This window comes from Paenibacillus sp. FSL H7-0331 (assembly GCF_001956045.1).
Genome location: NZ_MRTH01000024.1, coordinates 1 through 18,013 on the forward strand (window position 1 = coordinate 1; position 18,013 = coordinate 18,013).

Genomic DNA, 18,013 nt, shown 5'->3' on the forward strand with positions numbered 1-18,013 from the left:
CAATCTCAATATACGTTGGTGTCGTTTCCATCATTTCACCGTCACTTTTAGGTTGTAGTTCTTTATTCGACGATGTGGAAATGGATTCCTTTAGTTCAACTTATATAGCATGAATTTCATACGATGAAAAGCCACATGAACAGTATGCCTGTTTGATGCGGCTTTTCGACTTCATCTTCGGTTTAAAAGATCCCCAATATCCGTTTATACTAACACTATTTTCTCTACATGACCTCTTCGCTGCCAGCGATGTGCTCTCCCTCGTGAGACGGTTTCACTACCAGCAAGTTAAAATCAAACTACTCAAATATTTTTTTCATAAAAAACCGACAAAGGCAGCATTACTCTTGTCGGAGTATCCTAATTCAAATCTACTACTCTGCCAGTAATAACACCGTGTTCATCCCTGGAAAATTGAAGTGCAGTGTAATGCCCTTCGCTCCCACTGATGCTAACTTTATCGGATAAACCAGTTTGACCTTCCGCAAACAACAAATCCGGGGATATCTTAACGCTCTCATCTTTATACTCATAGTTGATAAAGCCATTACCGTCATAGGTCACTTCTTTAACAGATTCGAGGATGACCGTTCCATCAGGTATTCTTTTCTTCAGTTGTTCAAAGTTAATTGCCCATCCCGCTTGCTCATTATCAATAGAGGCCTCCTCATTTGTGGTGTCGGCTGACGGTTCTTTTAACAACTCCTTCAAATAGGCTTCAGCCTTAGCTGGATCTGCTTTGGATTTGTCCAACGGGAGATCGAATACAACCGAGATTCCTCCGGCATCAGCTTTAAGGCTTATTTCACCTGTGTCTTCGTTATAAGCAAACGATTGGTTGTTAAAGAAATTGTCGCTGCTGACGGCTATATATACTCCTCTATCTGCAAATATCTCCACTCCATCACATTCGATCAATCTATACATAATTCCGTCTCGTACAATCTCACTGTAGCTGCCATTCATCGTCATGATGTTTACCTGCCACGGCTTCTGACCTTTAACGAGAGGCGAAACTAAGAACCGCTCCTTTCCGTATTCTGGGTCGCTTGTATTCGGCATTGGACTTCCATCCTGTCTGGCGATAGATACAACAGCATACGTTCTGTCGGGGTAAACATCCTGAGCAGAACTGCTGAATTCGCTCAGTCCTGTCCCAGAGACGATGCCGTGCAATGTAATGTTGAAATCGCCTGAAGAGATCGTTTGATTGATTTCGATGGCTTGACTGCCTTCAAAGGCCTCGGCCAGACTACGATCTCCAAGATGTTCAGCAATCTCCTTGGAGTTGAAAAGCTGAGTGGCCGCGAAAGCCGTTATGGACAAGACAAGTGTGAATACGACAACTAACAGCCCTACGGCCCCCCCCCTTCTATTACTACGTTTCATTCGAGCTCTCTCCTTAAACCGATTTATAATACTTTGATTCAATTCCTCCTCGGGTTCCACGGCCGAAGCAAGGGCTTGCTTGAGCAGCCCGTCCCACTTTTCAGAATCATTCATAGGGATTCAACCTCCAATATCTTTTTCAAAGCCTTTCGCGCCTTGAAAAGCCTGCTTTTCACTGTGCCCTGTGGAATCCTTAGTGCTAACGAAACCTCATCCACAGACATTTCTGCGGTATAGTACATTAGTAGTGGAATTTTCAACTTATCATCCAGCCTGTCTGTTGCAGCTTGGATCATGCTGCGAAGCTCATTGGATAACACAGCTCCCTCAGGTGTTGTTTCATCATTCGTACAGTTGACCTTGTCCACAGCCTCATTAAGCTCAGCTGTGGGCGCAATCCTCTGCCTCCAGGCAAATTTCCTGCGCTTGTTTTTGCGCAATTGAATGGCAATTGAGATGAGAAACCCCTTTGGATTTTGATTCACATCCATTTTATGACGAACTTCCATCGCTTTAAGGAAGGTTTCCTGATAGAGATCATCTGTATCTTCTTTATTTCCCACAAGCCTGTAGCAGAATCCGTATATCGCTTTACCGTGCTGCTTTACTAGATTACTCAACTCTTCGATATCCAAGTAGCTACTCCTCTCCGAATGCCATTCACCTATATATTGTAACAACCTAGTCATTGGTTCACTGGATTGCAGCATTATTTTAGAATACGAATAAATACGATGAAAACTCACCTAAATACAAAAAAAAGCAGGAGTATAATCATTTAGTGCTGCCCGCCTCATTTCCTTCCATATTATTCAATTAAGAGGATCCTTTGCGGTAGCATACGCCATGATTTCTGGCTATTAGGTTATTTTTCGGTAAATTCCTTCGTCTTTCTCGCATTTGACTTGCTACGACCAGCATTAACGACCTATTTATCAAAAACTGCGGAAAAGGAACAAGAATTTATCGCTGAGTCCGCTTCAGTCGGTATATTAGCACCGATGAAGCATCGTCCACTTCCAGTCCGATCAGGGAATAGCGATTTTGGATTCCAGCTTCATCGATGAGTGTCAGAGTGATCTTTTCGTTCATAGCAACTATAAGTAAAACCCTCCCACCCATGCTTTGTTGATGTTAGTTTCAAAGGAAGGATTTTTGCAAGGTCATAAACAGCTTATTCACTTATTTCATTTGAGCCACACTGTCACATCTCATCTATTGTTTCAGTACAATCAATATTAAGCACTCCACTTGTGTGGAGACAGTGAAAGGAATATAAATTTAGTGAGCATCATTGAAAAGCCGATTTCATTTATTCTTCAATTCCTTTAATAACTCAATAATTTTCTCATTTTGGTCAATTTGAGTAATTACATTAGAATCAAGCTTTTGAATAGCAATAAAAATACCAAACAAAGCTCCTAAAATTAAGAACCCAGAAAGTATATCCATAACACGCTCCTTACTCTTCTTTTTAATGAAACGATATTTTAATAGCCTTAATACTCGATATTAGTTCCGTTAACTTTATTATAGCAATCAACAAGCCTTCGAAAATCTTCTTCCGATTTAAGTCTCCACTGAAGAAGCCCTTTTATATTCATGAAAATCTCAGGTTTTATCCAATATGGAATAGATTTCAGTGTAATTTCCGAATCAATCAAATGCTCATAAAATGATACCCCTGCTGCATTCCATAGGTCATGTGCCTTCTGATCAGAACACCACTCAGCATAGTCATAAATATCTTTCAATAAATTCTCATCTTTATTCTTATGAGCTTCTACCACCATTTCTAGAAGGGTTCTGAATACTTCATAAATACTATCATGATGCATAGGACCAAATTTGATAGAAAAATTCTCAATGGCTTTTCTTCTCCAAGTGCTCAAGTTCACACTTCCTTATAAAATCTTGTTTTATTTAAATATCTTTTAGTATCTCTACATAAAGTTTGTAACTTTCCTCATCATAACAGACGAATAAAACGTTAGATATTGTTTCATTTTCTTTTAAAAACGTTAAGACTTCGTCTACTGCGGTTGTACATGCCTTATCTTTTGGGAATTTGAATATACCAGTACTAATATTGGGAAATGCAATACTATCTGCATTATTTTTTACAGCGAGTCTCAATGAGTTTCGATAGCAGTTTCTTAACAAGACTTCCTCTCCATTACTACCACCATTCCAAACTGGCCCCACAGTATGAATTACATATTTAGCAGAAAGTTTGCCTGCTGTTGTAATAACTGCCTCTCCTGTCTTGCATCCACCTTGCTTATCACGAATTCTCTTGCATTCTTCCAGTATTTCTTTACCTCCAACTTTATGGATAGCACCATCAACGCCTCCACCACCAAGTAAACTTGAATTTGCAGCATTTACAATTACATCAGCGGATATACTGGTTATATCCCCTTTTAAAACTTCAATTCTTTCAATTATGCTATCCATCATTGTCTCCTATAAAATCGTTTTTATTTTAAATGTTCAAGAATCTGTAAAGCTCTAAAGAAATCATTCCCTGAATCATTTGTTGTTGTTCTTGCCAGTTCCTTCAATTCATTAATTTTACTGGTATATTCCTTATTAATAATCAACTCTAACTCAGGCAAAGTCGCTAAACCGTTGGTAATATACCCAACTGGCACATAAGGACTCCAAAACATGAAGCGAATGTGCTCAAAGCTTTTAAGATAATTTTCAGCGTATTCTTTCTGTTTTAAATGCTTCTTAGAGATTTTTTCAACTGTAGTCTTATTATCAATGTATAAAGCTCCAAGAAGATGAGTTGTGACTTCACACAAGTAAGCAGTTTTAGTGACAAAATTCATCCCTATTACGTCTAACTCATCTAAACCCTTAATACCTCCACCGCGCGGACGAGCGTTATATTCAATGAAATCGCAGCCTTCAATCTGTTTAAGATAAGCACCTACGATTAATTCTCCTGTTTCTGTCTTCAATTGATAACTCTCCCTTTAAAATCATCGTTTCACATTCCGATTTCAGCATAAATCCGTTATTTCATCAAAAATTATCTTCATTACCAAACAAGCCTTCAAATAATTCATGTATAATATGTAATACAAAAAAATACAGTAACGTTAATATTACGATGAATATAATAATGCCAATAAACGCAATTTTAACAAACCTATGCGTACGTTGGATTTGTCGCTTGTCATACTCATCGTCCAACCAATCATCAGGTTCGTTGATATTTCTCATTCGTCATACTTCCTTTAAAAGAGTCCTTTTATCGTGAACCGTATATTTTCAAATCAATTCACCCTTCCAGTTTACCAAGACAATCTCTTTCTTTTCTGAATAACACCAATCAATTATCTTTCCCACTAAAGATGGTGTAGCAGATAAGTCATCCCATATAGGAGGAGTTTGGACTCTTATATAACCCATGCGATCTCCACTAAACCCAACAAATTCCTTCCCCATGACTACAAGAAATGGACTCTTCTTTTGCTTACTTACTTGCCCAATCTCATAAGCAACAATAAATTTCTTATCTTCAGATAAAATGTGGACTTTGATTCTTCCTTCATCATCGTAATCCGAATTCACGTACCAGTAAAAAACTTTTCCTTGATGAACTATTTTTCGCTTAGACTTTTTACTCACAGCCAAAGTTTAGCTCTCCCTGACAATGAAATAGTCTTTCTAATCCCAAGTATATTCACCAATTACTAATGCATAAGAATATACTTTACCGTCCTTCTCAATAATCCTGTATTTGATGTCAACTAATCGAAACTCTTTCCTATCTTGATTCCCTAGAAAATCGTTTATTTCGGTATCAATTGTTTCCGGACGATCACTCATGAATTCTCTTGTTCTATAAGTTTTTTCCATTTTAACCTTTCATTTCTAATGAAAAGGATTTTTTATTGGCTAACCATATTGATAGAATTCTAAGACATATGTTTCATCTTTACCAAAGTCAAAATAAGTTTGACACCATTCAAACTCGTCTTCCCCATACGGAGGATCTGTCTTTAATCTGTATACTTTTAAATCAATATCTTGGAAAAAAACCTTTATCATTTGAATTAACTTTTCTGATACTATGTTAATTTCCTTTTTATATAAAATGGGGTTTATTACATTTATTAAATCATCATTTCGTTTAGAAGATGCTTCTATCAAAAAAAAGAACCAATCAGTGCTTAGTCTAAATAAATCATCTTCCCAATTTTGAGGCAATTCCAATCCTTCTACTTTAACATCTGAATGGCCCGAAAGATTGCCATCTTTATTAAATACAGAGACAGCCTTATCAATCGCAGAATCAATTTTCACAAACTTATATTCGTGTCCGTAGCATACCCCATAAATAGAGTTCATAAGACCGAGAGCTTCAAGAAAGCCATTAATTCTTTGCAGCTTGTCTTCAGTCATCAATTTTCCTCCATAAATAAAACTGACATTTTATTGAGTTAACTTTGTTCTCTTAAGCACGCTTACGATTTCTCTCGAAGCTCCGTGATGTTGATTTGAACTAACAACTGATACTAATTCCCATCCATCTGCACCTAAACTATTAAGTTGAGCTTCATATTTTTGAGTATTAACTACTCCTCCCAAATAACCGTCCGTACCAAATTTAATTGTTTTATACTCCCAAATTTCCATTTCATCTTCTCCTTTTTCTTTTAATAAAAGTGAACTTTTATCGGCTTCTGTTTCTACTTTGCTTTTTTAATTTACTTGTACCATTATAGATAAAGGCTACAGCAGAAATCCCCAAGCAAATCTTAGTCCAAATATTCTCAGGGTGGATATCTAAAAATAGCAAACCGATAAATAAAAAAGCAAATATAAATTCACCGATTCCTAGATAGAAAATCACTTTATTAGTATTCATAACTAGCCTCTCTCCTCATGAAAGTCAGTTTTCATCAGAATTCTTCAATTCCCAAGCTGAAATAAAATCATCAATTTGTGATTTTTCTTTTTGTGGTTTTTGAACTTCTCCGTTCTCTTTATTCCAACCTAATGTGAATTCTGTATTTTGATGACGCTCTACAGGATGACCATAATCTGTTGTATGCACATTAAGTAGAATCCATCCTAAAGCCAAATAGCGATTCACTTCTTTGGGACTTACTTCTTGATGAATTTCCACAATATTCCCAAAATTACGATGATCCATTTTCATAAATTTCCCTCCCCATAAATCTAGTACTTTATTAATTCTCTTATTGCCCCAAATTGGTATTCTCAAATCTAAAATTACCATCATCGGCATTGTTTTTATTGTATTTATGTAATCTATTCCCTTTGCATCGCGGACAAGACCCGTGATTGCGGCATGTTCTATCAATTGATTTCGCACCGTAATATTTCTTTCGTTTATCCTTACGATTCGGGTAGTCTTTGTCAAAACTCAATCATTTTCCATCTCCCTATAAAACCAGTCTTTTATAGCCTGCGCACCTATGAAAGAATAGCCTCTTCCTTAACTGCATTGTATATACTATTAATTTTAATTGTTGTATCTTCAATTTTTTTGTAAAATGATTCTTTGTGTTCGTCTACTACTTTTTCAACTCCAAACCCGTAATCTGAATAAGCATTAATTAATAACTGCTTCACTTCTTCTAAACGATCATCTATAAGTATTTTTAGTACATCAGCTGTCAAAAAATCGTGTTCATCTTCTGGCGCGCCCATATCAAGTAAATCAACAGGATCTAATTCATCTATAATCTGTTTAACTAAATAAAAGCCTTTCGGGTAATTTATTTTAAGGTGATTCTTCTCAACAAGTTCCATTAGACACCACCAACTCGTAGTCATTGTAAAATAAAATCCGTGTTTCATCGAATCTACACTTCAGTAGAAGTCTTATTACCATAGTGAAAACCGTTCAAAATATCTCTGCCTATCCATATTCCAGTATATATTCGAACTCCCAATAATTCCAATACTCAATTTAATCTGAATCCGTGAAATGAAATAACAACTTGCCATCCCTTCCCATCAGAGTTAACATACACACACTCAAACAACGGGAAGGGGGTAGCATTGTGGAAGATTGGCCGGAATGGCTAGTGAAAGGTTTACACAAGAGGTTTAATGAACTATCTCTATCTGTTAAACAGCAGGAACATATCGCTCCATTGATTGAAAAATCATCAAAATTGTAAACGGATTTGAAAAATCAATTGGATGAATCTACTCACGGTATTTTGCTAGAGTGGGAAGACGCTGTTCAATATCAGCAATCGGCTGAAAAGGAATGGTTATATTTACGTGGGGTTAAAGATGGTATGGGGATGGTCAAAGAGATTAAGCTTTTTTTGAAGGAAAATCAGCTGGAATTTTGATGATCAAACAGCATGGACTTCCCATGCCATCTGTCGAAATGGAGATTATATTATTCGGGCTGGAGATTAGCCGGTGCTTTCCTCGATCACCAGCCCGCTTTTCAAGGTAAATAAATAACGCGTTGGCGAGAGAATGGTTATCTTCTCTACCAACGCGTTAAATAGTTCATCCTCAAATTGTTCAAGTAAATCCTGCCGCGCATTCAATTTCGTTTACTCGATTCTTCACTTGAGGCAATCCCGAGGCTGATTTGGCCGAATATGTCATTATGATCCGTTATGCCATCTTGCCGCCCCACGCTCCGAGCAGCGCGGTTTCCAACTTCGATTCACTGAGAACGCATATCATTCAAATATTTTGCGATGAGTATCGTCATCTGGTTTTGGTGCAACCATCGCAACTGATCAAAGATATCCGCGATTTTGGTTTTGTTATGCTGTCAAACCAAACAATTTATTGATAAATTTAACTGTAGAAAGGACAGACGGATGATTTCTCTGCAGTACTGAATGATTTGAATCCAAGCATGGGTTTAATGACTTTCTTTATGAATCGATGCTCTTGTTCGTTTTTTTTGCATGCGGGCGCTATACGCTGCCGTAGACCTAAGCGCTTGTGCGAAGGCATGGGAACGGAAGAACCTGCTGTAGCGTTGCATAGGTCCAACAAATTCGTACGCCCATAAATATCCCGTTTTACAGTGCGTGCCGCCTGCCTGATATGAGCGGCAAGAACATTTTTCTCTATGTCGGGTACTTTATTTTAGGCTTCTGCATGGCGACCAATGATAGGATCATGGACCTGATTGAGCACGTTAATAGGGACAACCCTGCTTTTCCGGGAGATCTACACAGTCGGAAGTCAGTCGGGCTTTGCTTTTACAACTCTCCACTTGCTTTTTTATTGGGTAACTCTGCTTACGATGCTCGGGTATAGCAAAAAATATCTGAACCGGAAGTCAACATTTATGACCTACTTTAACCCGGCTGCTTTTCCCGTCTATATTTTCATCAAACTTTATTTGGATCAGCTGGAGGCCGCTCCAAATTGTGGAGACTGCAAAAACTAAAATACCGGATTTTATAACCATAGGCTGATTGGCTTCTGCATGTTGTTCCATGGCAGTCTGCTGGACGCACCTTGACGAAAGATTTTACCCGGGCAATTACGAAGATGATAGTTTCAGCCTGCGCGCCAGAATCAGCGGAAAAAATGGTGGCCAAGGATGTATTCATTCACCATGAAGCCCAGGGCACATTCAGGGAAATTCAGGTTGACTTCGTTCCTATGAAGAACCCGGAAGTAAACCCATAATATCCGATCCGCATACTTGATAATACCGTTATTCAAGCCTTCGTCAGGCGCACCGCCATGTACGGAATGCCTGGAAGATCGATCAGGAATGCGCCTTCGTAGGTGCCCGGCAGTCTCTTCACCGTCATATTCCAGGTATCAATCACGTCCACATGATACCAGATGCCCGGCTTCATGCTATACTTCCGGTAACGTGGTTGATTGAAGCCGTAATAGAACAAGTAATACTCGTCGGCGATCCCTGCCGAGGGTACATCCCATTCGGATTGGAGCGGATTGAGCCCTTCGGCCGGCCCTTCCTCCATAATCCAGCGCAGGAAGGCGATCCGTTCCATACTCGTTCCATGAAGCTTGCCCCCCTTGGACCACCAGAGGATGTCATCCGGATGCAGATAGGTCTCGCCATGCCCGACATAGCCACCACGCACCGCTCCTTCCCAGAAGCGGCGTGTCATCTCCTGTCCGCTGATGTTGCCCCAGCCTTGATCGATATCGCCTTCATAAGCGCATTCGTCGATGACGATCGGTTTGTTCCACCGGTCCCGCCATTCGTTCGTGTTTTCGGCCGTTTTGTACACGTCGATCCGCTGAATGCTGCAGTGTGTAATCCAGTCCCGGCTGTAATCATAGAAAACAAAGCAGTTATGAATCGATATCAGCCGACCGTAGGCATCCTGCCCGGTTATGATCCTGGCGAAGCGTTCCCAATCGTCCGGCTGCTTGGCCCACATCAGGTCGTATTCATTGGCCAGCGACCACCAGACATTCCGGTAGGCGGACAGCCGCGCCACGATATAGCGCAAGTACCGGTCATCAGCGGCCGGACTCATCTCGGAGAAACCCCAGCGGTCATACGCATGGAACAGGATCAGGTCCGCTTCGATCCCAAGCCCGAGTAGATCCAAAATGCGGCTCTCCAGATGACGGAAGAACGCAGGGTTGAACCGGGTGTAATCCCATCCTTCCTCGAGCGAACCTTCATACGGATAATGCTGTGGCTCGTTGGCATTGAACTGGTAAGATTTCGGAAATACGCACATCCGCAGCTTGTTGAACGGCGATGTCCGAAGCGTATCGAGCGTCCGCTGCTCCAACTCCTCGTCCTGATGCGTCCATACGTAACAGGTGGTGCCCACCGGGATATACGGCGTTCCGTCGGCATACCCGAAGTGGAACCGGTTTTTCACCTGGACCGGACCGTGATTGCCGGACGCCGGGGCGGTGCTTGCAAACCGGCCTTCGATTCCGTTCAGGGAGCGGGCCGTGCTTCGGGTCCGGTAAGTCCACTCTCCTACGGCGTCAGGCATGAACCGGATGCGGTAGATGCCCTCCCCGTCATAAAATCCCGCGGTTTCGACCGCCCGATCGGCACAGCGAAACTCGGCGCTCAGCGCAACGTCCACGAACGGATTCCCGTGGCTCGGGCCATGCAGCTCCAGCTCGAATACGCCCCACTGCTCCGCCTGCGGAGTCCCCTGCACGGTTGCGGAGCCTTCGGGAACCGTAGCCTCCTCGTAAAGTGCGGACGGCGCGATGTCCACCTCCATGACCAGCTCGTCCCGGATCGTCGCCAGCTCCTGCAGGATCACGTGCAGCAGCTCCGGCATCCAAGTATACGCTTTATTGGAAGCCGCAAGCTGGGGAAGTGTCTGCATTTTCATAAACGACAAATAAAGAGAATCCGTAAGATCGGGAACATGCTTGAGCAGCACTGCCCGTGCCTCGGGATTCGCCCAGATCACACCGATTTTCGTTTGCTCCGTAAAAGACATTGCCAATCTCCCCCTTCATGGTAATGTAAATGGCAGATCGCTTGGTATGGTGATAATCCCTTTCAGCTCCTTATGAAGGTAGTACTGCACCGAATTCCCGTTGCTGATTGTCCATTGGGCGATCATTTTGACTCCAAGAGCAATTAGATGATTCTCAAGATAAGAGGTGCAAGCGGATACGCAAGTCAAGTAAGATGTGGACATGCGTCCAGTAATCTTCTAAGTTCATCTGCGGAATTTCATCACATTGTACGCAAACCTAGAAAACTGTGCCGTTCCTCCAATCTCCTTGGTAGAGTAGAGGAACAGTCCGTAACGCGCCCCTACAAATTGATCCATTTTCCAGACCATATTATGGGTAATACCAAGCTTCTTCCAATCTTCTCCGTCCATGTAATAAAACTCGCACTCGTCCGTATTGTATACGAAATTGCCATAAGCCTTCAAAGTAACTTTGTTATTGTCCACAGGAATCCTTGCAAATTCTACACCGGTATCTTTGTCTACCAGGTTTCCGAAGATCGTTTTATCGTCTGTCGTCCTTGCCAACATGACCAAATAGTAATGTCCAGCTTCCTTGGTAAGCGCAATGAAGCCATAGGTGCTGATCAAGAAGCACAAGCCTGCATAATCGCCATCCTTTAGCTCGCTTCCATCCAAAGTAACGATAGCTTCGCATGCAGGCCCCATTGCACGCTGTGTTAACGTATTTGCCGAAAATATTAAATTTGCACTAATTTTTCCAGATTGAATTCGATATGTACCTGGCTTATCCGTTACGGACCACAAATTATTTGTCGGAATATGATTCCACTGCCAGAAGTCTTTCAGATGGACGTTGCCGTTCTTATCCGGCCTGTAGAAGAAATCATCGCTTCCGACCAATGGTTTGTATTCATATCCGGGCTTAGTGCTCGGTATGTCGATATATGAGGGCGGTTTCCTATCGAATACCGGAACATCATGTTCCCAATGCAAAGGCACCAAGACAGGGATACGGCCAACGGCACCATGATCCTGAAACAATACGGCATACCAGTTACCATCTGGAGTATCAACGATTCCGCCTTGTGCTATACCTGCATTAAAATACCCCATGTCATCATCAAACACCTCTCCGCCAACAAAGTCCCCTTCCAGGGAAGCTGCTACAAAACAGGCTTGTGTTCTGCGACTGTGTCTGGAATTTGTTATGTGTATGAGAAATACGTAATATTTTCCATTAATCTTATAGACATGGGCACCTTCATAACCAAGATGATAAGGTTCTGTCTCCCTTACAATGATCCGGTTTAATCCACCAGGCTTGGGACCGGTCAAATCTTCCTTTAATTCTGTAAGATGAATCTCTGCATTTCCATATATAATAAAAACTCTACCATCATCATCAAACAAAAGTGAGCAATCATGATAGAATCCTTCAATATTCGGGTGTCTCGTCCATGGTCCTGTGATTTCAAAAGCAGAAAACAAATACGTTTGATGCGTATCATTTGCTACGAAACATACATAATATTGGCCTTGATGGTAACGCAAAGATGCCGCCCACATTCCCTTTCCATAGATCTGTCGGTCACCCTCCAGTCTCTGATCCGGTGTATGATCCAAAGCATCATATACATATGCTGCCACTTCCCAATGGATCAGGTCATACGATCGCAATATTACACACCCCGGCATAAAATGCATGGTTGTACTGACCATATAATAAGTATCCTCAACCCGGATCACATCGGGGTCCGGATAGTCAGCCCATATAATGGGATTCGGGTACATCTGCATTTCCCCTATCCTTAATTTAGTTCCTTCAATAAAACAGTTATGTTCAATAGTCGTAACGGCTTTCTCAACACTTTTTAGCTCGTAGGGCTTCCCGCTGTTCCAATGGTGTCAACCCAGTCATTTTCTTGAAAAATCGGGTAAACGAGTGAGCCGCATCATACCCCACACGAACACCGACCTCCGAAATTTTCAACTCATCCTGCTTGAGCAGCTCTCTTGCTTTTCCAATCCTTGCTTCCTCAATATAGTCAGATAAATTCCTGCCGCATTCTTGTTTGAAAAGTCTGGACAAATATGACGGATTAAAATGAAACTCACTTGCCAAACGCACTAGTGACAGATCCTCGGCTAGATGCTGTTCGATGTATAAACGAACCTTTTCGACCACCTCGGCCGCCCGATTTCGTTCACCCGTTCGTCTGACAGCGAACAAGGATTCCGCCGTCCGTTTCAGAAACTCGAAGCTCTCATACCACGATGCATGCTCGTCAATCTGAATAAGGCCAACGGCTTCTACTTTATCATGAAGCTCCCAGCGATTCATGTAAGATAACAGGACAAGCGCTATCATGAAATAGAGCTCCTTCAAAAAATTACTCCCTGTATTCCTGCCATCGAGCAGCGGTGTTGTCACTTCGTCAAAGATTCTAAGAAACTCGTCCCTCCGACCTCCTTCCAGATGCGCCGCTAACGCCTCCGCCTTTTCCCGGGAAGCTCGTTCTCTTGCCAATTCCGACGATTCGGAAGCTTTCATAGCTGCCAGCTGCACCATCTGAGCTCCATCACCTGCCCTCAGATGCTGCCACCGCCTAATCGAGTCGTAGGCCGTCGACAACCACTTCCACTCGCAAGGCTCAGCGCCTATCGTTACAGCAACCGATACTTGTAGAGACTCCTTGCAGGCTCGTTGAATCAGCTCAAATTCACCTTCCAGAAATCTTACCGTTCTAGCATAATCATCCGCTATTGCGAGTCCACTGCTCGGACGCGATTGGATGAACCAGACGAGATCACCGTAGCGATCAATCATTCCGAGACTTGTCGTTTTTTCTGTCAGGAACGTCTCCGCCAATATCTTGACGGCTAACGCCGCTTCCTGCCTATCAGCTAACGAATTTGAAAAGGAAGGAGCCAAACCACCAAGAACCATGAGTACGGGCAGCGAAGGATCGAGGGGAATGTTTAATTTATGGAAATCCTCAACCATCACATCTGCAGCACGCGCACCTTGGAGCAAGTGCCGAAAATAATTGCCTTGAGCTAGCGTTTCCAGCGTCGTGAGGCTCTCTCTCGACTGCTGAATCAAATTGTTCAAACGCAGACTGTTTTCCAGTTCTTCGATGGCATCGCTAACTGCTGTGATGATTTTCTCATATCCTTCACTCTTGAGCAGGTAATTGACGCCCGGAGTTTGGATCGCTCGATAGACATAATCGAAATCGTGATGGCCTGTTAAAAATATGATCTTGCAATGCGACCATTTCCGGCGAATGTTCTCCATGAGCTCCAGCCCCCCCATACCAGGCATGCGGATATCGGATAACACGATATCAACCCTGGTCCGGTTCAGTAGCTCCAAAGCTTCGTACCCGGAGTAGGCTTTGTACAAATCAAGGTCGAGATTCAGTTTACGAAATACTTCAAACAGCCCGTCGGTAATGATCTCTTCGTCATCGACGATTAGCATTCTATTCACGGGCATCACCCCCTTTAAAGGGAATACAAATGATCACTTTCAGCCCCCCGCTCTCACCTCTACATACCCTGAGCCCGTAATATTCACCGAAAGTGATCTTCATTCGGCGGTGAATATTTACCAACCCCGTCGTCTCCTCGTCACCATTATGAAGAGAAGACACAATACGTTGTAATGCCATGTCTGTCAAGTTTTCACCATTATCTTCCACCACGATGTGAATTTCAGTCTTTTCAATCTCGAAGCGGATAACAATCCTTCCGCCATGCGCCATCTGTTCCAGGCTGTGTTCGAATGCGTTCTCAATAATGGGCTGGACAATTAATCGTGGAACCGATACCTGCTCGATTTCCTGTGGTAAGGAGTCGAACTGTACTTCAATACGCCTTGAGAAGCGAAGCTCCTGAATCTCTGTGTACATTCTGGCATGGTGAATTTCTAGTTTCAACAGCACATCGTCTGAAGCATTCCGGGTAACAAATTGAAAATACTCACCTAACTGTGTTGTGAACTGTCCGATTCGTTCAATATCTCCCGTTTTCGACATCGTATTCAGAATAAAAAGACTGTTGTATAGAAAATGCGGATTAATTTGTGATTGAAGCTGCTTCAGCTCGGCCCGTTGAGTCATGATTTTCTGCTTATAGACTTGATCGATCAAAGAACGTAGATTTGCAACCATTTGGTTAAATCGGCCATACAAATATCCAAATTCATCCTTAGACTCATGCCGGATGTTAACGTCAAGGTCTCCATTTTCCATACGCCGAAAGCTTTTAACAAGCGTTAATAGCGGTTTGTGAATAAACTTGTAGGTGGAGAACGCATAAACCGCAATAATAACGACAGCAACGAACACAAACAGCCATGCCCACATATAAAACTTGTCCAGCGGTTTCTTGATCATTTGTTCGGGAATAAACCGGTAAATGGACATTTTTAGAAAATCCGAGCTTGCAATAGCCGTATAATAACGGCTTCCTGAGATGGTAATGGTTCCCGCATTACGAATTGTAGTTTGCCTTATTTGTTGAACAGCAGTAGTCATATCCAGTTGCAAGTGCTCTACGGGCACACTCGTCACAATGACACCGGATTTCTCTGAGATCAACAAAGTTCCGCTGCCGGCATAGGTGTTGAACTGGCCCAGCGCCTCCTGAAGTCTGTATTGATCAAGCTCAACTTCAATGATAAACAGCGGTTGATTCCCATTGGTTCCGCTTTGCTTTGCCGCGCTTAAGAATAATCCACCATTCCACTCAATCATCTGGTTGTTGCGGCTGCCAAAAACCGAGCGAATCTCATAATACCTCTCGGAATCTAATTCGCGAGGACCGTTGGCAGATGAAATCGTTTTTGATATCGGATAGATGTGTGCGCTCACATTTTTGATATACGTACTACTGTTTTGAATGGCGTAGAGCCGTTTTCGCAGCGAATTGATTTTTTCAGTACGCCTAAAGGCATCCATCGTATTCCAGGTCAGCGTCAGATCATTGAGATCCTCGTCCTCGAGAACTCCATACTGTAGGAGCTTCATCCGTTCTACCTCTTTCTCAAAATCCGTTAGATAGAAGCTGATCTGGGTAACCGCCGTTTTGGAGATGTCTTCGCTTGCCGTTTGAACGATCCAGTGATACAGGTAAACGCCAAATAAAATAATCGGCAGCATGATAAACAAAAAAGTAATGAGCAGCCGAAGAAAAATCGTGTTTCGCAAAGAGAAGGGCTGACGTTTGATCAAGGAGCAAGCCTCCAACGTTTTCTTCCATTATAGCTTGAAACCTTGAAACCTTCCTAAAGTATTCTCGTCCTGCACCAATCCACCTGTTACCCCTTTACGCTGCCAAGAACAATTCCTTTTACAAAATACTTCTGCAGAAACGGGTACGCCAAAATGATTGGGAGGGAGCCCAGGAATATCTGTGATGCTTTTAGCGTTCGGTCGGAAATAAGGGCCAAATTCAACGCTTCGTCGCGCGACATGCTTGATAAACTTTGCTGTATGACGATCGTCTGGATATAGCTCTGCAGTGGGTAATGGCTAGGGTCCCCCATAAGTAGAAGGCCGTCAAACCAACTGTTCCAATGCTCCACCATGGAAAATAAGGCAAGCGTTGCAAGAGCAGGCTTTGATATCGGCACATAAATTTTCCATAATGTCGTCCAGTGACTAGCGCCGTCCATGACGGCTGCCTCCTCCAGCTCCTTGGGAAGCTCTCTGAAAAAATTAAGCAGCAGTACAACACTAAAAACGGGAACCGCGCCGGGTAAGACGAGTGCCCAGATCGTATCAAGGAGATTGTACTGCTTAAGCGTAGTATACCAAGGGATTAAACCACCGTGAAAGAGCATCGTCATGAAGAAAATCCAAGCGTAAACCATTCGCAGGCGAAATGATTTCGATTCCTTTGACAAAGGAAATGCGACGAGGATGGTTAAAAACAAATTTAATGGCGTCCCAATTGCTATGCGCTCCAAAGAAACAAGCATCGATTGCCAAAACGCTTCCCGGCTAGCCGTATAAGAATAAGATGCCAATGTGAAATCGACCGGCCACAGTTTTACATAACCTGCTGCTGCTGCAGTACTTGAACTGAACGAAACAGCGACGATGTGGATTAACGGAAGGACGCATATCAACGATACCAGTATGAGGAAGGACGCATTTAGAACGGAAAACCATTCTAACCGCCTTCGACTGTAAGGTACCTGGATAAACGCGTCAGATGCAGGTCTTGTTGAATGCTGTGCCACTGTTTTCCCTCCCTCTAGAAAATTCTATATTTCGCAAAACGATAAGCAACAAAATACGAGCCAGAAATCAATATGAGCGAAACCAGTGATTTGAATAGTCCAACCGCCGTTGCCACACCATATTGGGCATCCAACAAACCGAGCCGATACACAAAAGTATCAAGGATATCGCCACTTTCATATACCTGAGGGCTATACAAATTGAACACCTGATCGAACCCTGCGTTCAGCAACTGCCCTAGACTTAGAACAGACAGCAATACGATTACCATACGCATGCCGGGAATGGTGATATGCCAGATCTTATGCCAGCGGTTTGCGCCGTCAATCGTAGCCGATTCATATAAACCGGGATCAATACCCGTAATAGCCGCTAAATAAATGATAGTCCCATAACCAAAGTTTTTCCATATATCCGAATAGACGAGAGTAAACGGAAACCATTGGTTGTCCCCAAGAAAAAATATTTTTTTAAGGCCGAGCGCGCCCAACAATTCGTTAACAATACCGCTCGAAGGCGATAAAATATCGATTAGTATGCCGCCCAGAACGACCCATGAGAGGAAATAGGGTAAATAAATGGTCGTTTGTACGCTTCTTTTAATCACTTCATTCTTCAATTCGTTGAGAAGAATGGCAAATACAATCGGAACAATCAAGCCGAGAATAAGCTTAAGACTTGAAATAAAGAGGGTATTCCACAAAACCTGATTAAAGCTGGGCAGGTGCATGACATATTTGAAATTATCCCAACCGACCCATCTCTGATCACCGAATAATCCCTTGGCAGGTATAAACTTTTGAAATGCGATGATGATTCCCGCCATAGGTACGTATGAAAATAATACGATCAGCACCAGTCCCGGTAATATCATCAGATGCAGCGGAAGCTCTCTCCACATTTTCCTGGCTACCATATTCATCCTCCATCGTTTGGAGCAAACTAAGCAGA

General features: G+C 42.6%; 24 protein-coding genes. 2 read left to right on the forward strand and 22 right to left on the reverse strand.

From position 1 onward, the window contains the following. Positions 1-360 precede the first annotated feature (360 nt). The 14 genes from BK127_RS27715 to BK127_RS27775 all read right to left on the reverse strand — a co-directional run bounded on the left by BK127_RS27715 (position 361) and on the right by BK127_RS27775 (position 7,185). Entirely contained in the window at positions 361-1,503 is a 1,143-nt protein-coding gene (locus BK127_RS27715) for a peptidoglycan binding domain-containing protein (protein ID WP_076235200.1), read from the reverse strand. After that, a complete protein-coding gene (locus tag BK127_RS43925) occupies positions 1,500-2,024 on the reverse strand; it encodes an RNA polymerase sigma factor (protein WP_076235203.1) in 525 nt (174 codons plus the stop codon). Before BK127_RS43925 ends, BK127_RS27715 begins: the two co-directional genes overlap by 4 nt. 328 nt (positions 2,025-2,352) lie before the next feature. Next, positions 2,353-2,481 carry a hypothetical protein gene (locus tag BK127_RS44980; protein ID WP_256711481.1) on the reverse strand — a complete coding sequence of 43 codons (129 nt, stop codon included), beginning with the start codon at positions 2,479-2,481 and terminating at the stop codon, positions 2,353-2,355. 216 nt (positions 2,482-2,697) lie between these two features. Next, positions 2,698-2,841, reverse strand: coding sequence for a hypothetical protein (locus tag BK127_RS43930; protein ID WP_179097630.1), 144 nt, complete (start codon positions 2,839-2,841; stop codon positions 2,698-2,700). 47 nt (positions 2,842-2,888) lie between these two features. After that, positions 2,889-3,281: a DUF7674 family protein gene (locus BK127_RS27725; RefSeq protein WP_076235206.1), complete on the reverse strand. Its 393-nt coding sequence runs from the start codon at positions 3,279-3,281 to the stop codon at positions 2,889-2,891. Between the two features lie 31 nt (positions 3,282-3,312). Continuing rightward, positions 3,313-3,846, reverse strand: a complete 534-nt coding sequence (locus BK127_RS27730) for an O-acetyl-ADP-ribose deacetylase (protein WP_076235208.1) — start codon at positions 3,844-3,846, stop codon at positions 3,313-3,315. A 23-nt stretch (positions 3,847-3,869) separates the two neighbouring features. Further along, positions 3,870-4,358, reverse strand: coding sequence for a hypothetical protein (locus tag BK127_RS27735; RefSeq protein WP_076235211.1), 489 nt, complete (start codon positions 4,356-4,358; stop codon positions 3,870-3,872). A 64-nt stretch (positions 4,359-4,422) separates the two neighbouring features. After that, positions 4,423-4,623, reverse strand: a complete 201-nt coding sequence (locus BK127_RS27740) for a hypothetical protein (protein WP_076235214.1) — start codon at positions 4,621-4,623, stop codon at positions 4,423-4,425. A 48-nt stretch (positions 4,624-4,671) separates the two neighbouring features. Further along, the gene (locus BK127_RS27745; protein ID WP_256711486.1) at positions 4,672-5,031 is read right to left on the reverse strand and encodes a hypothetical protein; all 360 of its coding nucleotides are present in this window, start codon (positions 5,029-5,031) and stop codon (positions 4,672-4,674) included. 270 nt (positions 5,032-5,301) lie between these two features. Beyond that, complete coding sequence (locus tag BK127_RS27750; RefSeq protein ID WP_076235218.1) at positions 5,302-5,808, reverse strand: hypothetical protein; 507 nt, start codon at positions 5,806-5,808, stop codon at positions 5,302-5,304. 30 nt (positions 5,809-5,838) lie between these two features. Continuing rightward, entirely contained in the window at positions 5,839-6,042 is a 204-nt protein-coding gene (locus tag BK127_RS27755; RefSeq protein ID WP_076235221.1) for a DUF4177 domain-containing protein, read from the reverse strand. A 37-nt stretch (positions 6,043-6,079) separates the two neighbouring features. Further along, positions 6,080-6,274, reverse strand: coding sequence for a hypothetical protein (locus BK127_RS27760; RefSeq protein ID WP_076235223.1), 195 nt, complete (start codon positions 6,272-6,274; stop codon positions 6,080-6,082). Between the two features lie 24 nt (positions 6,275-6,298). Then, positions 6,299-6,793, reverse strand: a complete 495-nt coding sequence (locus tag BK127_RS43935) for a hypothetical protein (protein ID WP_179097631.1) — start codon at positions 6,791-6,793, stop codon at positions 6,299-6,301. A gap of 53 nt (positions 6,794-6,846) precedes the next feature. After that, complete coding sequence (locus BK127_RS27775) at positions 6,847-7,185, reverse strand: hypothetical protein (RefSeq protein ID WP_076235229.1); 339 nt, start codon at positions 7,183-7,185, stop codon at positions 6,847-6,849. A 380-nt stretch (positions 7,186-7,565) separates the two neighbouring features. Between BK127_RS27775 and BK127_RS43940 the strand changes: the two genes are divergently transcribed. Next, positions 7,566-7,739, forward strand: coding sequence for a hypothetical protein (locus tag BK127_RS43940; protein WP_179097632.1), 174 nt, complete (start codon positions 7,566-7,568; stop codon positions 7,737-7,739). A 66-nt stretch (positions 7,740-7,805) separates the two neighbouring features. On the opposite strand, the gene BK127_RS27780 is transcribed toward BK127_RS43940, so the two are convergent. Next, positions 7,806-7,946, reverse strand: coding sequence for a recombinase (locus BK127_RS27780; RefSeq protein ID WP_076235231.1), 141 nt, complete (start codon positions 7,944-7,946; stop codon positions 7,806-7,808). A gap of 752 nt (positions 7,947-8,698) precedes the next feature. After that, entirely contained in the window at positions 8,699-8,860 is a 162-nt protein-coding gene (locus BK127_RS43945) for a hypothetical protein (RefSeq protein WP_179097633.1), read from the reverse strand. 20 nt (positions 8,861-8,880) lie between these two features. Here BK127_RS43945 and BK127_RS43950 point away from each other — a divergent pair, with 20 nt between their 5' ends. Further along, a complete protein-coding gene (locus BK127_RS43950) occupies positions 8,881-9,054 on the forward strand; it encodes a hypothetical protein (protein WP_179097634.1) in 174 nt (57 codons plus the stop codon). Positions 9,055-9,086: 32 nt separating this feature from the next. Here the strand turns inward: BK127_RS43950 and BK127_RS27790 are convergent, their stop codons facing one another. The 6 genes from BK127_RS27790 to BK127_RS27820 form a co-directional block, all read right to left on the reverse strand. Further along, entirely contained in the window at positions 9,087-10,826 is a 1,740-nt protein-coding gene (locus BK127_RS27790) for a DUF5605 domain-containing protein (protein WP_076235236.1), read from the reverse strand. Positions 10,827-11,051: 225 nt separating this feature from the next. Beyond that, positions 11,052-12,602 carry a glycoside hydrolase family 43 protein gene (locus tag BK127_RS27800; protein ID WP_076235242.1) on the reverse strand — a complete coding sequence of 517 codons (1,551 nt, stop codon included), beginning with the start codon at positions 12,600-12,602 and terminating at the stop codon, positions 11,052-11,054. A 70-nt stretch (positions 12,603-12,672) separates the two neighbouring features. Next, positions 12,673-14,295, reverse strand: coding sequence for a response regulator transcription factor (locus BK127_RS27805; RefSeq protein WP_256711487.1), 1,623 nt, complete (start codon positions 14,293-14,295; stop codon positions 12,673-12,675). Position 14,296: 1 nt separating this feature from the next. Beyond that, a complete protein-coding gene (locus BK127_RS27810; protein ID WP_076235246.1) occupies positions 14,297-16,048 on the reverse strand; it encodes a sensor histidine kinase in 1,752 nt (583 codons plus the stop codon). Between the two features lie 86 nt (positions 16,049-16,134). Beyond that, a complete protein-coding gene (locus BK127_RS27815; protein WP_076235389.1) occupies positions 16,135-17,022 on the reverse strand; it encodes a carbohydrate ABC transporter permease in 888 nt (295 codons plus the stop codon). A 53-nt stretch (positions 17,023-17,075) separates the two neighbouring features. Further along, positions 17,076-17,978 carry an ABC transporter permease gene (locus BK127_RS27820; protein ID WP_076235249.1) on the reverse strand — a complete coding sequence of 301 codons (903 nt, stop codon included), beginning with the start codon at positions 17,976-17,978 and terminating at the stop codon, positions 17,076-17,078. Positions 17,979-18,013: the final 35 nt, after the last annotated feature.